The organism is Chryseobacterium sp. BLS98 (assembly GCF_001045445.1).
Taxonomy (GTDB): Bacteria; Bacteroidota; Bacteroidia; order Flavobacteriales; family Weeksellaceae; genus Chryseobacterium.
Map to the genome: position 1 here is coordinate 1 of NZ_LFNF01000004.1, position 15,504 is coordinate 15,504.

The 15,504-nt window shown below is 36.7% G+C and carries 11 protein-coding genes and 1 pseudogene; 9 read left to right on the forward strand and 3 right to left on the reverse strand.

What is annotated here, in order from left to right:
* The 4 genes from ACM40_RS15925 to ACM40_RS15940 form a co-directional block, all read left to right on the forward strand.
* On the forward strand, positions 1-760 hold a 760-nt coding region (locus tag ACM40_RS15925; RefSeq protein ID WP_048503803.1), incomplete at its 5' end, for a T9SS type A sorting domain-containing protein.
* A 5-nt stretch (positions 761-765) separates the two neighbouring features.
* The gene (locus ACM40_RS15930) at positions 766-3,567 is read left to right on the forward strand and encodes an RHS repeat protein (protein ID WP_131705376.1); all 2,802 of its coding nucleotides are present in this window, start codon (positions 766-768) and stop codon (positions 3,565-3,567) included.
* A gap of 2 nt (positions 3,568-3,569) precedes the next feature.
* A complete protein-coding gene (locus tag ACM40_RS15935) occupies positions 3,570-7,205 on the forward strand; it encodes a DUF6443 domain-containing protein (protein ID WP_053077122.1) in 3,636 nt (1,211 codons plus the stop codon).
* 1 nt (position 7,206) lies between these two features.
* Positions 7,207-7,539, forward strand: a complete 333-nt coding sequence (locus ACM40_RS15940; RefSeq protein WP_048503805.1) for a hypothetical protein — start codon at positions 7,207-7,209, stop codon at positions 7,537-7,539.
* 58 nt (positions 7,540-7,597) lie between these two features.
* Here ACM40_RS15940 and ACM40_RS15945 read toward each other — a convergent pair whose 3' ends face one another.
* The gene (locus tag ACM40_RS15945) at positions 7,598-8,029 is read right to left on the reverse strand and encodes a hypothetical protein (protein WP_048503806.1); all 432 of its coding nucleotides are present in this window, start codon (positions 8,027-8,029) and stop codon (positions 7,598-7,600) included.
* A gap of 189 nt (positions 8,030-8,218) precedes the next feature.
* On the opposite strand from ACM40_RS15945, the pseudogene ACM40_RS15950 reads away from it, so the two are divergent.
* The 5 genes and pseudogenes from ACM40_RS15950 to ACM40_RS15970 form a co-directional block, all read left to right on the forward strand.
* A pseudogene (locus ACM40_RS15950) lies at positions 8,219-9,136 on the forward strand (RHS repeat-associated core domain-containing protein); the annotation flags it as partial.
* 96 nt (positions 9,137-9,232) lie between these two features.
* On the forward strand, positions 9,233-9,616 hold the full coding sequence (locus ACM40_RS15955) for a hypothetical protein (RefSeq protein WP_048503808.1): 384 nt from the start codon (positions 9,233-9,235) through the stop codon (positions 9,614-9,616).
* An 88-nt stretch (positions 9,617-9,704) separates the two neighbouring features.
* Positions 9,705-10,166: a hypothetical protein gene (locus ACM40_RS15960; protein ID WP_048503809.1), complete on the forward strand. Its 462-nt coding sequence runs from the start codon at positions 9,705-9,707 to the stop codon at positions 10,164-10,166.
* Entirely contained in the window at positions 10,163-10,927 is a 765-nt protein-coding gene (locus ACM40_RS15965; RefSeq protein WP_048503810.1) for a hypothetical protein, read from the forward strand. The genes ACM40_RS15960 and ACM40_RS15965 overlap by 4 nt, the downstream gene beginning before the upstream one ends.
* A 45-nt stretch (positions 10,928-10,972) precedes the next feature.
* Positions 10,973-11,362, forward strand: a complete 390-nt coding sequence (locus ACM40_RS15970; protein WP_048503811.1) for a hypothetical protein — start codon at positions 10,973-10,975, stop codon at positions 11,360-11,362.
* Between the two features lie 125 nt (positions 11,363-11,487).
* Here the strand turns inward: ACM40_RS15970 and ACM40_RS15975 are convergent, their stop codons facing one another.
* Together ACM40_RS15975 and ACM40_RS15980 are read right to left on the reverse strand one after the other, a co-directional pair.
* Positions 11,488-12,513: a phytase gene (locus ACM40_RS15975; RefSeq protein ID WP_048503812.1), complete on the reverse strand. Its 1,026-nt coding sequence runs from the start codon at positions 12,511-12,513 to the stop codon at positions 11,488-11,490.
* Between the two features lie 4 nt (positions 12,514-12,517).
* The gene (locus tag ACM40_RS15980; RefSeq protein ID WP_048503813.1) at positions 12,518-15,328 is read right to left on the reverse strand and encodes a TonB-dependent receptor; all 2,811 of its coding nucleotides are present in this window, start codon (positions 15,326-15,328) and stop codon (positions 12,518-12,520) included.
* Positions 15,329-15,504: the final 176 nt, after the last annotated feature.

Sequence of the window (15,504 nt, forward strand, 5' to 3'; positions counted from 1 at the left end):
AGATGATCATTTAAGAACTCTTGCTTTAACGTCGGCAGGATATTTAATCGGAGGAGAATCCAGATCAGAGAGATCAGGAAACAAAACCGTTGGAATTGAAGAAGGAACCGATCTGTGGTTAATTTCCTTAAACGAAAGAGGCGAAGAGCTTTGGCAAAAATCTTACAATTTCGGGAACAGAGATATCCTGATGGGAACCAGTGTTATTCAGAGTCAAGAATCAAGAGCCAAGAATCAAGATGTCACAAAAGGAATTTTACTCGGTGGCTATACCCAGGCAGAAGGAAAGATACAGACTGATGACGAAACTTTCTGGATGCTGTATCTGGATCAGGAAGGAAATGAAAAATGGAGAAAACATGTGAAAGGAGAATCCAGAAAAAGAGAGGAGAGACTATCTGATATAAAACTGAACAGAGATGGTTCCATTATTCTAGCAGGAACCAGTGCGGAAGAACTTGGCAAAGAGAACTGGAAGATCGTAAAGTTGGGAGATAAACAGCTTGACCAGCTGATTGAAAAGCAGGACATCAAGATCTATCCAAACCCGGTTTCAGATTATGCTTATGTAGAAATAGGCTTTGATTTCAAGGAGGCTGATATTATGCTGTATGATATGGGAGGAAGGCAGCTTCAAAGTTTGAAGACCAATAATAAGGTAACTAAGATTAATACCCAGAATTTGATTCAGGGGGCTTATCTGGTGACGATAAAAACGGATAATAATAAAACAGCAAGTGCTAAACTGATAAAAAAATAATACAGATGAAAAAAATACTTTTATTATTCATATTGATATTCAATTGGGGCTTATCCCAAAGAAACTTAGGGGATACTCCGGAGCCGATGCCTTCTGTTTCTTCATTTTCCTCTTATGTGAATACTCCGGTTTCATTGTCTACAGGAATTCCGAATATTTCAATTCCTTTACTTGCCCTGCCTACAGGTAATGGTAACGTAGATCTTTCAACAGCTTTAAGCTATCATCCTTATAATGCCATTGGAAATAAAACGGGCAGTGAAGTAGGCTTAGGTTGGGCTTTATTGAAAGGCGGGGTTATTTCAAGAGTGATCAATGGCAGAGCAGATGAGGAATTCTCGGATCCAAACGCCACCAATTATAAGAGAAATATATTTGATGATATTTATTACTATGATATTCCCGGGGAGTCAGGAAAATTCAAATTTGTAAGGGATACTATAAACAATACTTTCAGCCTGAATAATATCTCAGGAAACAATGTTAAAATTGAATATACAAGAGATTCCAATAATGCGACACTCATTCTTAATTCTTTTACATTAACAAATGACAAAGGGATTAAATATATTTTTGAAGACTATAGTATTTCAAGGTATGATGTCAGTTATAAAGGTTTTAATTACAAATCTGCTTTCTTTCTGACTAAAATCTCCGATGAGAATAACAATATTGTTGCCAATTTTACCTATCAAAAGAACAGCAAATATGCAGGAACTTCCACTACGCTGTTATATCAGAACTGTAAGCTGGAAAACATGTCTACAAGGTATGGTAAAATAACAATTGGGTATACCTACAACCAGTTTCTGGAAGATTCGGGAAAAGACGACCCTTATCAGGTAAATAATATTTCATTATCAGATGCTTCTTCCAATCTTATTGCTCAATATAATCTGGATTATTCCAGTTTCCATGCTTACAGTACCTTTAAAAATAATAACGAGGATAAAAGAATCCTGGTCGGCATAAAAAAGCTTGACAAAAGCGGACAGATTGTAGAAAACAGGATATTTGAATATGATCAGTCCGGTTCTGAAACCAATTACAGCCCGTCAGGTAATCCTGATGAGTATGGAAATTTCCTGTGCCCTGATAGCAATCAAAAGAATCCGAGAAGCTATACCTTAGGGTTACTGAAAAAAATGATATTGCCGGAAGGAGGGTATGTAGTCTATAATTTTGAAGCAGGCGAAACGTATCAGGATAGCAGTAGTGTCCAGTTGAGCAATAATGAAATAACACGGCCGGATATACAGTTTTTAAGCCTTGCCAATACTGCTGATTTTGATACCAATATTAACAGGAATTATACATTTCAGGTAACCGAAGCGAAAAAGTTTTATGTAACCCAACTGACAGAAGAAGTTTATATTATTCCCAATCCTCATGGTGATGTAATTATTCCTCCGACCTATAAACTGTTGAATTCATCAGGAACTGAAGTGAACGGATACATCATTAACAACTGTGAAGGAGTAAATTATTACAATCTTACCCCGGGAATCTACACTTTTAAAATAAGCGGTAACGGAAGTGGAGCTGTTAAAGCCTATTCTATTGCCAGCCTTCCAGCTCCGTACAAAAATAGTATACCAACCGAAGTTCCGCGTATAGCAAACATTAAATATTATACGTCGGCTAATAGTCTGAAAAAATCTGTAACCTATAATTATAATTCATTTTCTAATCCCAATGATTCCAGTGGTAAAGAATTTACAAATGAGATATGTAATGATGAGGACTACATAAGCAGCTTTAATTTATATACCAATGTTAAGGAAATTTATGGTGGGGAGTCCGGAAACATAGGATATGCAAAATATTATTTCAAAACACCGGACGATTATGAAATAAGTGGAAATTTCTTTTATAAGCAGTATTACAATATAGTTTCATCCGGGGTGCTCAGTAAAAAGGAAACTTTCAGTCAGCAGAACCAATTAGTATCTGATGAGAATATGGAATATGTTTTCGAAGAAATCAATAATGTACCTGAATACTCATTATGTTTAGGATATAAATCCAAGGCTTCATGGATGAAATCTTCCAAAACCACTTCCAAAACGTATTTTGATAACGGAAGCAGCTTACAGAATATAACAGAAACCTTTTCCAATGCAGGTAATTTCCAGCCTTATTTAATCAAAGAAACAGCTTCAGATGGAAAAGTAACCGAGAAAAAAATAAGCTATGCATCAGACACGAACAATACCCGCCTGATGAATGCCAATATGATCTCCATACCCGTTCAGACCGAAGTGAAGGTAAACGGAATTGTCGTAGATAAATCGGAAACGAAATTTGATAATGCTTCCAACCTGTATCCGTCATCTGTTATGGGATACAATACGCAGAGCCAGACACAGTTTACAGCGGCTACCCTTGATGTATATGATGACAGAGGTAATCTTGTCCAGGTTTCCGATAAAGCTAATTTTCCGGTAACAACCATCTGGGGATATGATAAAACACAGCCTATTGCTAAGATTGAAGGTCTGCCATACAGCCAGGTCATGAATCTGTCCACTGTAACAGCTGCCGTTAATGCTTCAAATGCCGATGCGGCTAACCCTGCTACTGAATCCTCTTTGCTGCAGGCGCTGGAAAACCTTAGAAAGGATACCACATTAAAAAATTATTCCGTTACCACGTATACCTATGATCCGCTGATCGGTATGACCAACAGCATCTCTTCCAATGGTATGAAAACCACCTATCTGTACGATAATGCCAACAGGCTGATAAAAATTACAGATGCCACAGGGAAAACTTTGAAGGAATACCAGTATAACTATAAACACTAATCATGATGAAAAAAATAATATCACTCTTCACCTTGTTGTCTGCAGCGGCATATTTCAATGCCCAGACTGTCAATGCAAGCACCTCGGAGAATTATATATACACCAAAACCTGTCTTGACGGGAACTGTGCCAAAAAATCCGAACAGGTTCAGTATTTCGATGACCTAGGAAGGCTAAAACAGGCTGTAGATATCAAAGCTACACCTTCCGGAAAAGACATTGTTGCCCACATTCAGTATGATGAATTCGGAAGGGTGACCAAAGAATACCTGCCTGTTCCGCAGAACGGCACCCAGAACGGAGCGATTTATGCAGATCCTTTGAACAATGCGGTGAATATCTTCGGAAACGAAAAAATATATTCAGAAAAAGAACTGGAAAACTCTCCACTGGGGAGAATAAAAAAAGTGACTCCGCCCGGAAATGATTTTACGGCTCATCCATCCAGTATCGCCTATGCTGCAAATACGGCAGGAGAAGTGAAAAAATATACCGTTACAACATCCTGGCAGGATAATGCCACCTTGTCCGCACTTTCTGAAAACGGGACTTACGCTGCCAACCAGCTGATGAAAAACAGTGTGACAGATGCAGACGGGAACATCACCACAGAATTTAAAACCTCTGATGGAAATACCGTTTTAGTAAGAAAAAATGACGGAACGCAGAATGTGGATACTTATTATGTGTACAATGAATTCGGTCAGCAGGTAATTGTTATTCCGCCAATGGCTGCCGTGGCTACTGTAAACCAGACAGCTTTGGATAATTTGTGCTACCAGTACCGTTATGACGGTCTGGGAAGACTTGTGGAAAAGAAACTCCCAGGCAAAGGCTGGGAGTATATGTTATATGATAAGCAAGATCGATTGGTATCTACCCAGGATGCTGAACTGAGAAAAAAAGGACAATGGTTGTATACCAAATATGACAAATCAGGCAGAATTGCCATTACAGGAATTGGTACAGGCTCATCCCGCGTGTCGGAGCAGAGTATTGTAGACGGGCTTGCTGATAATAATGTTAACAGACTCGATAATGCGCTATTCAATAGACAGGGAATGGACGTTTATTATGGAAATCAGGATTCTACTTACCCAAACTCTACAAAATGGGTAACTTTACTTTCCCTGAATTATTATGACAGCTACCCCCAATATGGTTTTAACCCTGCTTTTCCTGCGACAATATTGGGGCAAAATGTTATTACAGACAATCAAAATGCGAATGTAAATACAAAAAATCTTCCTGTATTGTCTCTTATAAAAAACATAGAAGACGATAACTGGACAAAAAGCTATATCTGGTACGATGAAAAATCCAGGGCTGTGGGAACTTATTCCATCAACCATCTGGGAGGATACACCAAAACGGAATCTTTGTTGGACTTCGCAGGAGTAACCCAGCTATCCAAGGTATATCACAAAAGACTGAATACCGACACCGAAAAAGTCATTACCCAGACTTTCGAATACGATGCACAGAACCGCCTGAAAAAACATTACCACCAGGTGGACGGCCAGCCTCAGGAATTATTGACGGAGAATACCTATAACGAATTATCCAGACTTTCCAATAAAAAGGTTGGGAACAATCTGCAAAGTATTGATTATGTCTACGATGTCAGAGGTGCACTCACAAAGGTGAATGATCCTGCCAATCTGAATGGAAAACTGTTTGGCTATGAACTCAAGTACAATAATCCGGCAAATACTGCTGCAAAGTTCAACGGGACCATTTCCGAGGTAGACTGGAGAACAGCCAACGATAATGTGCTCCGAAGATATACCTATCAGTATGACGGGCTGAACAGGCTGAAAAAAGGAGCGTATTCCGAGCCGGATTCTTCTGTTCCTCAAAACGATTTTTATAATGAAACGGTAACGTACGACATGAGCTCCAATATCATGTCCCTTCAGAGAAATACAAAAGGGGTTTCAGGAACAGCTTCACAGATTGACAATCTTGCCTATACTTATACAGGCAACAGGCTCAATTCTGTTACCGACAGCTCAACCAATTACAGTGGTTATCCCGATACCTCAGGAAATACCATTTCCTATGATGATAACGGGAATATGAAAGACCACACAGATAAAGGTGTTTTGCAGATTGATTATAACTTTCATAATCTTCCTGCCAAAATAACTTTTAACCAAACCTATCGTGTCCGAAATTTAGTAACAGGAAGTCTGACCAACCGTAACGTCACTACCAATTATACTTTTAAAGCAGATGGTACAAAATTGCGTAAAGTATATAAATATGGAGGGGATTTGTTCGTCGGTGAGGTTTCCATTTCTACAGATTATCTTGATGGTTTTCAGTATGAATCCCAGACTGCATCAGCTCCTTTCATTTTAAAATTTGTTCCTACGGCTGAAGGCTACTATAACTTTGAAAATAATAAGTATATTTACAGCTATACAGACCATTTGGGCAATGTGCGTTTAAGCTACACCCAAAACGGTTCAGGACCAGAGATCATTGAGGAAAATAATTTTTATCCTTTCGGGATGAAGCATGAAGGTTACAATACTTTAGCAGGAAATCCGGCTTATAAATACCAATATAATGGCAAGGAACTTCAACAGGAAACCGGCTGGAGCGATTATGGTGCCAGAATGTACATGTCTGACATTGCAAGATGGGGTGTAATTGATCCATTGGCAGAAACAAGCAGAAGATTTTCACCATATAACTATGCGCTAAACAACCCTATAAGCTTTATAGATCCGGATGGAAGAAGAGCTATGACGCCAATTGGAGCAGCTGAAGGTGGTGCACCTGGAGGCTCTCTGTGGTGGTATTATGCAGGCGGTGGAAGCGCAACTTCAGGTTCAGCAGAAAGCTGGATAGGAGCTAGTACAGGAGAAGGAAGAGGTGGAAGTCATGGTGGTAGTGGGTTTGTCACAGAAGCCAAAACTTTTGGGGAAACACAGTGGTATAAAGATATTATGGCTTCAGTGGGAGATCCAGGTTCTCCCAAATCTGGTTTCTGGGATTTCTTAAAAGGACTCTTTGGAGGAAGTGAAAAAGGAGCAGGTATTAAAACATTGGCTCCTGGAGCAACAGTAACTAAAGTTGGAACTTTAGAAATAGGAGATGTTGTATTTAGGGGAATTGCTCAAATGGTTGATACACGAGTGTCTGATGCTTGGAATAGTAGTATTGCAAGAGATTTAATTAATGATTCATATAGTTTGGGGTTATCATCTAATGTATCTGCTATTATTGGTACAGGAACGACTCCTATTAATTTTACTTTACTTACAAGGGGACAGCCAGGTTTATATTTTACTTCTTCAGTGAATGGATCAATTGGAGACGGTATTGAGGGAAATGCAGGGGTCACATTTAGTGGGGGTAGATATACAGGTGACTCTAGAGATATAAGGTATAGTATGTTGCAAGGTCATTCGGCAGGTGTTTCTGCAGGGATAGGTTTTATTGCTGATGGATCTTTGAATGCAATGTACGCCCCTGTAGATCCACGAAATCCAATTAAAGGAGGTGGATTTATAAATGTGGGAGGACAGATAGGAGTGGGTATAGAGGGAAGTCCTGCATCAGTGGCTAATATTCAAATAAATTACCAATATACACCAATTGTTAAACCTATTTTCCAAATTAAATAAAATGAAAATTTCAAAATATTATCGCTTTGTACCTATGATATTAGGCTTAGTATTAGTGGGTTATTTTTATGGATATAAATATATATACAAAAATAATGACCATTTTTTTAAAAATAAAATTCAGACTAAAATCATTAAGGTGATGAATTATGAAAATAAATCATTACAATTTTATTATGACAATGAATATTGTATTACTACTACGAATACTAGAGGAGATACACTAAAAGTTGGTGATTCCATTTCCAAAGAACATAATACAAAAAGCTTTGATGTATATAGGGTGAAGAATGGTAGTTATAAATTTTTTAAAAGCTATAATATTAATAAATAAAGTATTTTAAAATATAATGTCCCTAAAATATTACATTTCAGGGGCATTTTATGAGTTTTTATTTAACATCCAGATTAATTTTATAACCTACAATTTTGATAGTATCATTTTCTTTTTGCAAAGAAAAAATCTCTTGTGTGTTAATAGAATCTCTCTTAATATAATATACAAGGGAATAATCAGATTTAGGGTTTGGCCCTTTGATAACTAATGTTTGCCAATTAGATAAAGTATAATTTGAAATAGTACCCCCTTTTTCATTAGTCCAGTTAATCATTTCATTAAGTTGTTGTTTATTTGTTATAAGAAAAAATTTCTTGCTAAATAATTTAATTGTACTTTCTTTATTATTCTCTTTTATAGAAGCATAGAATTTTTTTATTACTCGTTCAGCATCTTGCTTATCTTGTTCTCTATTTGAAAAGGTTTCATTATAATTACAGCTAATCATTAATATTAAAACTAAAAATATTTGAATGCTTTTTTTCATAAATAGTACGAATTATAATATAAAATTAGTTTTTATTTGTAAACTAATATATATAATTAAATGTTTATTTTAGATTTTTTTGATCATATTCCAAATGTTTGATACTTTTAATAAGTTTATCCAGCCTATAAATACCAATATAATAGTAAGAAACTTCAACAGGAAACCGGCTGGAGCGATTATGGAGCCAGAATGTATATGTCAGACATTGGCAGATGGGGAATTATAGATCCATTGGCAGAAACAAGCAGAAGATTTTCTCCATATAACTATGCTTTAAATAACCCTGTAAGCTTTATAGATCCGGATGGAAGAAGAGCCATGACTCCAATTGGTGCTGGTGAAGGTGGTGCACCTGGAGGTTCTCTGTGGTGGTATTATGCAGGTGGTGGAAGTGCTACTTCGGGTTCGGTAGAAAGCTGGATTGGAGAAAGTACCGGAGAAGGAAGAGGAGGTAGTGCTGATGGTAGTGGATTTGTTACAGAGGCGGAGACTTATGGTGAAACAGAGGAGTATAAAAATCTTATGGCTTATGCTAATGGCCCAGATTATTTTGGAGGCTTTGACTTTGATCAATTTGGAGAAGACCCACCAGGAAGTAAACTAAAATTGAGTGAAAGAACATCAAACTGGGTGCAAGAAAATATTAGAGGCCCCTTATCTGGATGGCTTGATACACATACTAGAAATGCTTTCGTGCTTGAAGGTGCAGACAAAGCAAGGATGGATGATCTTAGAGGGCAAATGACAGACTATATGCGTCTTAATGTTGGTGGAGGTATTAAATGGGGGGCAGAACATGGATTAGTTGGTTCTGGAATGGGAACTGGATTAGTTGGTGCATTTAGAAAGCTAGATCCAAATAGGCTTCCTTTTAAACCTGCATCAGAAATGACAAAAATTGAGATAGAAGGATTTCAACATGCCATGGATAGACATGGATCGCAATTTGGCTTAAAGTGGAGAAAAAAAGATTTGGCAAGCCTTGTAGAAAAGTTTAATATTGCAGCGTCTGAAATTAGACATACAGGAAGATTTACTGGATATCAACGTGTTTTATATGGTGAGAGGGGATCAGGTAGAGCTGCGACTTTTGTTCAGGCTTGAACATTTGAAATGGTTAAAAATGGTCAAACTTATTATTATTATGAAACAAAAGGTGGGAGATTTATAAGTGCGGGAATAAAACAAACTCAATAATTTATGGAATTAACTGATATATATATTTACAGAAATAAAGTTGAAAAAGAAATTATTTTTGACTTTATGAAAAATAGGCTAATAGGTTTTAAAACTACAGACGAAATTTTTGAGTATCCTCAATTTTTCGGAGACACAGAATTGGAAACTGATGATTATTTTGAGATGCTTTCCTTCGTCTTAGCTGCACCTGATAGAAACTATAATTTTTATTTTGAAAACAAAGATAATTTACAAAATCCCAAAGGAATGATTTTTATTCAGAATAATGCTATGTACTTAGGTATTGGTGTAATTCCAAGTTGTGAAAAGCATTTTATTAATAGTTTTACCGAAGAATATAAAGAAGAGCTGATTATTTGTAATGGGATTCTCCCTTATAAGTAATATACCAGATTTGCTGTTAAAAAAAATATAGCGTTGATTTTCAACGCTATATTTTTTCAAGTTAAATGATGAAAAATAAAATTTTAATATGTATTTAAGAGAAATTTCTGAAATAAATTATAAAAGCTCAACTTTACCTGTTTTATTTGAAGACGAAAGAACAGATCGAATGTTTGGAATAATTTCAAATAATATACATAGTTTTAAATTTGGTTGGCAAAGTACAAATATTAAACCCGTAGTGAAAGAGGTTAGTAAAGAAATCTATGCAATTGGAATTGATCAAAATTTTATACTAATTGATTTAAATATAGTAAATATCAAACTTAAACTTAAGCTTTTCTATTTTTTCTATAATCTAGTTGTCTATGATACTTTTATGATTGTAATAACCGAATTAGAAATCCTAATTGTTAGTTTAATAAATTATAATTTATTAACAAGTATTTCTTTACCAGAGCTTTATGAAAATATGGAAATCAATGGAAAGAATTTAAAGTTTACCTGCATTGATGGCAGTTATGTTGACTTTAATTTAAATGAAATATGAACCTAATAATAATAGATATAGACAGCGATTATCAGAGCTTAATTGATAATAAAGATTTCATTGCGGTGAATTTTCCTGTTGAAAATGCCGTTAAAATTTATGGAAGTAGTTATGACAGGCTAGTCGGCAAGAATAAATTAAAACGTGAAATTGAAAATATAATAGGCTTTAAAGATGATCGTTTGAACTCTTCTTCAGCAATAGAAAATTTTCTGGTTTTTACTTATTATTTATTAAAAACAAATGATAAGCTAGTTGTTTTTACGGCTGGGTTATCTTATGATTCTATTGACCATTATATTAAAGTAATGGAAATTATTTTGTCTAAATTGGATAATCGGACATTATGCGTTGTCAAAAATTTTTCTGATATTAATGAATCTAAATTAACTGATATATATGTACATATCAATATAATTGAAAAAGAAATTATATATGATTTTATGAAAAACTGGTTGATGGGATTTAAGCCTAAAGATGAATATTTTACCTATCCTCAATATTTTGGAAAAATAGAGTTTGAAACTGATGATTATTTTGAAATGCTTTCTTTTGTTTTAGCTGGGCCAAATAGAGATTATGAATTTTATTTTACCAACAAAAACAATCTTCAAAATCCTAAGGGAATGATTCTTATTAATAACAATTCCATATATTTAGGATTTGGCGTTGCCATAGGTCATGAAAAATATTTCAAGGATAAATTAGCTGCTGAATATATGCAGACGCCTATTATTTGCGATAATGTATTACCATATTAGTTAGTTTATTATGGATAAATAAAAATAATCTACTAAAAAAATAATATGAAAAAAGTAATTATATTAATTATATTGGGAGCAACTATGACTGTGGGGTGTAGTGTAGATAAAAATGATTTATTGGGAAAATATTCTTTTACAGGAGACAATGTTATTGACACATTAATTATTAAACAGGATACATATATTCATAAAATTTATGATAAACATTCAAAACTATTATATCAAGGGCAAGATAAATGGGAACTAGACAAAAATAGGATCGATCTTCAAAATTTTTATAATAATGAAGATAATGAATTAACTGAAGCCTTATCAAATGAAGATTCTAAGAAGTTTTTAATGTTAACTTCTTATCCTATTGATAAACAAAACAACCATATAATTATAGAAGTTAATGCTGATGAAAATATTAGGTATGAAAAAGGTAGGTAATGTTTTAGACGTGCTGCTATAAAATATTAATAGCATTACAAAACGTAACTTAAAGTAAAAAAATCAAAAAAGGATAACCAAAACGGTTATCCTTTAAACTATAATAAAATTGAAATAAAATTCCTCTACTTTCCAGCCTCCTGCGCCGCTTTTATCTTCTCCTCAACTATCCTCCAGTCATAAAAATGAAAAACCCTTCCATTGCTCATCGCAACCAACATACCTTTTGGAAATTGAGGCCCTAGATTAACGTTGGTTACCTCTGAACCGTCGCTTTCACTTGTGGAAACCGGGATTTCAGCAATTCTTCCTTTCGCCGGATCTTCCCGCAGATACACATTAAAAGTATTCTTTTGTTGATTGGAAACCAGGATATAACCTGTTTGTGCTGAAGTGGGATAAATAGAAATCCCCTCAAGATCAGACTTAAAATCGCCTTTTCCAAAGACCAGAAGCTCTTCATTTCCTTTCGCCGGATCTGCATAATACTGATGCACTCCGAACTGTTCGTCAGAATAATATATATATCCCATTTCATCATCCACAGCAATGCTTTCGATCTCTTTCATACCGCTGTATTTGCCGAACTTACGGACCACTTCACCGGTGATTTTTCCATTCTTCTCAGAAAGCTTATACTGCCACAGATAACCGTCGGCCGGTCCGGATTTTCTTCCTACAATAACATCAATTTCTTGCGTTACAGGGTTTTTATACATCGAAATTCCCATCGGGCCGCGTTCCGCTTCACCGTCAAAAACTGTAAATTCACCTGCTTCCTTCAGATCAGGGAGGCTGTAAAGCTTCACGGTATTGGTTTCCCTTTCCGTAACGGCAGCAATGTCTGTCTTCTTTCCGTTGAGCATAAAGCCATATTCAATATCTACATTGTTCGGGCGTTTCAAACCAAGGACTTTGTTGATTATTTTTCCGTTCAGGTCAAAGGCATACAGTCCGCCGTCAGTGTCCTTATCGGTTCCTATGATAATACTTTTTGAAGCATTTTCGGGATTAATCCAGATTGCCGGATCATCCGTGTCGTGTACCACTGTTTCTGTGATAACAGTGGGTTTTATACTTGAATGTTGTGCGGTGCAGCTTATCACAAAAGGGATAACTGAAGCCGCTATAATAAAGGGTAACTTTTTCATACGTTTAAAAATCAAATTTCAATCCTAAAGTGAATCTCGGCTTGTAATATTCCACTTGTGCGGTACGGCTCTGAATTCCCTGGTAATAGCGTAACGGCTGGTTCGTGAGATTATTGGCCTCTGCAAAAACTCTCAGTTGGCTGGTGATCTTATAAGAAGCATTGGCATCAAGGAAAACCTGCTTGTCATAATAACGGTCTTCAAATGAATTCCCACCCAATTCATCAATATAATGAGAAGCATAATTCATAGAAACCCTTGCCGAAAAACGTTTGTTTTCCCATGAAAGAGATCCGTTGAACATATGGGGCGCAGCTCCTGGAAGTCCTACATCCGTCCTCTCCACACCGTCTTCATTGGTAATACCTTTCGCTTTAGAATGGGTGTAGGTATAGTTGACATACACTCCAAGCCCTTTCCAGAATGCTCCCGGAATAAAATCAAGCTGACGTTGAAGAGCAACCTCAAAACCATAAATATCTACGTTGTCCCCATTACGCTGCTGGGTAAAACTCCAGTTGCTTTCTCCCGGAGGAATAGGGTTGGTTTGTCCCGCAAAATCATTCGCAAAATCCCCTGATGTATAATTTCTTCTTGAATAGGTATAAATAAAGTCTTTAAGATTCTTATAAAAAACACCTCCCGAAAGAATTCCTACAGATTTAAAATACTTCTCAGCCATAAAATCGAAATTATAGGCATACGTTGCCTTCAGGTCAGGATTTCCTGCGGCAATAATTTCATCACCGGAGACAACATTAAGATAAGGAACCAGGGAATAATAATTCGGGCGGGCTAAAGCAGTGGTAAATGCTGCACGGAGGATAAGATCCTGAACAGGAACATATTTGAAAGACACATTTGGGAGAACGTTGGTGTAAGTATTGGTACGGTTGATTTTCCCGGCCAGATCTTCCTCATCCAATACATAATTTCCTGTATAGTCAATTTTTGTAGTTTCAATACGGGCCCCGACAATCATCGAAAGCTTATCGTTGAAATCCTGGTCCCATCTGATGTATCCGGCATAGATGTTTTCCTTTGCAGTATAATTGCCCGACAGGAATTCTTCCGGTTTCAGTTCACCTTTAAATAAATCAGGATTAAACAGATCAAGTCCGCCCAGATAGGAGGGATCTGCAAAAGTTCCCGGAACATAATTTCCCGGCTGGAAATTCTGACCGTCAAAATATACGGTAGGAACAGACAGAAGGCTGCCCATATTATTCAATGGTTCAAAAGCATAATAATCATTGTCCCGCTCCTTTTCTTTTACACGAAGACGCAAACCTGCACGAAGCCTGCCTTTCTGATGGTCAATAACAGAAAATGGGAAACGCACATTTACCTTTGCCCCGAATTCTTTTTCCTGGGTAAAGCTGTTTGAATCCGAAAGATCACTTAGCTCATAAACTCCCGGGTTATCTGCAGAAAGCGGAGTGATCATAGGTCTACGCGGATCACTCAGGTCCGACGAGAAATTCATCTTCCCGTTTTCAAACTCTATATGCCTTTCATGAGGTTTCTTTTCGCTGGCAGTGGCGTAATTCATAGACCAGTCGAGGTCAACCTTGGAACCTAAGAGATGTTCACCCCTTAAGGCGTAATTCTGTACTTTCTGTCTTTCAAGACGGGTGTTGTCGTTATCGGAATCCCCGCCCTTGTTCTGTCTTGTAATGCTGCCCTTCCAGCCTGTGATCTCCGTTTCATCATCATTATAAATCGGTTTTATTTTATAGCCCAGTGCAAACCTGTTTTCCTTATCAGTCCTGAAATTATACATTGCCGAAGCATAGATCTTATTTTTTGAATTGAATTCATAATCCATATTCAGATCAAAACTGTGCCTGATGCGGTGCTCGTCGTAGTAGCGGATTCCCATTTTACTGATGTAGGCAGTTTGTGCAGCATCTTTGGCAAGGCTCCACGTAGGCTCAATATTATCTGAACCGAAATTATTGTTGTTGTAAGAAAAACTGAAAACAGCTCCTAATTTTTTATTTAAAAAACGGTTCCCATAGACAAATCCTGCAGTGTAATTCCCTTTTTCACGGATCGGGTTGTAACCTCCCGCGAGAGTGGCGGAAATCCTCTGTCCGTTGGGGGAAGCTCTTGTGATCAGATTAACGGAACCTCCAATGGCATCAGCATCCATATCCGGAGTCAGTGTTTTATTAACTTCTATGGTGGAGATCATATCTGAAGGAATAAGATCCATCTGAACATTACGGTTGTCGCCTTCAGCAGACGGAATCCTGTCACCATTCAGGGTTACGGAATTCAAATTGGGAGCAAGACCTCTGATGATCAGGTTTCTTGCTTCACCCTGGTCATTCTGTATGGTAATCCCGGGAACGCGTTTCAGGGCATCCCCGATATTGGCGTCGGGAAAACGTCCGATCTGATCGGAAGAGATTACATTCGTGATATTGGCATTGTTTTTTTGTTTGTTCAGTGCTCTGGCTTGGTTTTTCAACGTAGATCCGCTTACTACCACTTCCGCAATTACTGTTTCCTTTCTGTTGAAAATAATATTTTGTCTCGTATTTTTTTCAGCTTCTACGGTTACCTGGTACTCACTGATCCCGTAACCAAGATAATTTACAGTCATTGTATAATTTCCCGGAGGTACATTCAGGAAAACAAAATTACCGTGATCATCTGAAGTGGTATAGATATTTCCGGGAGTGAGGGTAATTTTAGCACCCGGCAGCGATAATTTGGAATCATCATTAATATTTCCGGAAACGGTTCCGGTTTGTGCATAGAAAAAGAGGGATGCACAAAATAAAACAGACGTAAAGATTTTCTTCATGGTATGACAGTATATTAAGTAGAAGCAAAATTAAACGTCTGTTTGGGGAATCGCTTAAAATGTAGATTACGATTGTTTTAAGGATTTATGAACAGGAGATTTGCGGTAGAATAAGAACTGTGATAATAATTGACAGGGAATTCCTAATTTTAAGCTTTAGTTATTATACAGAAAAC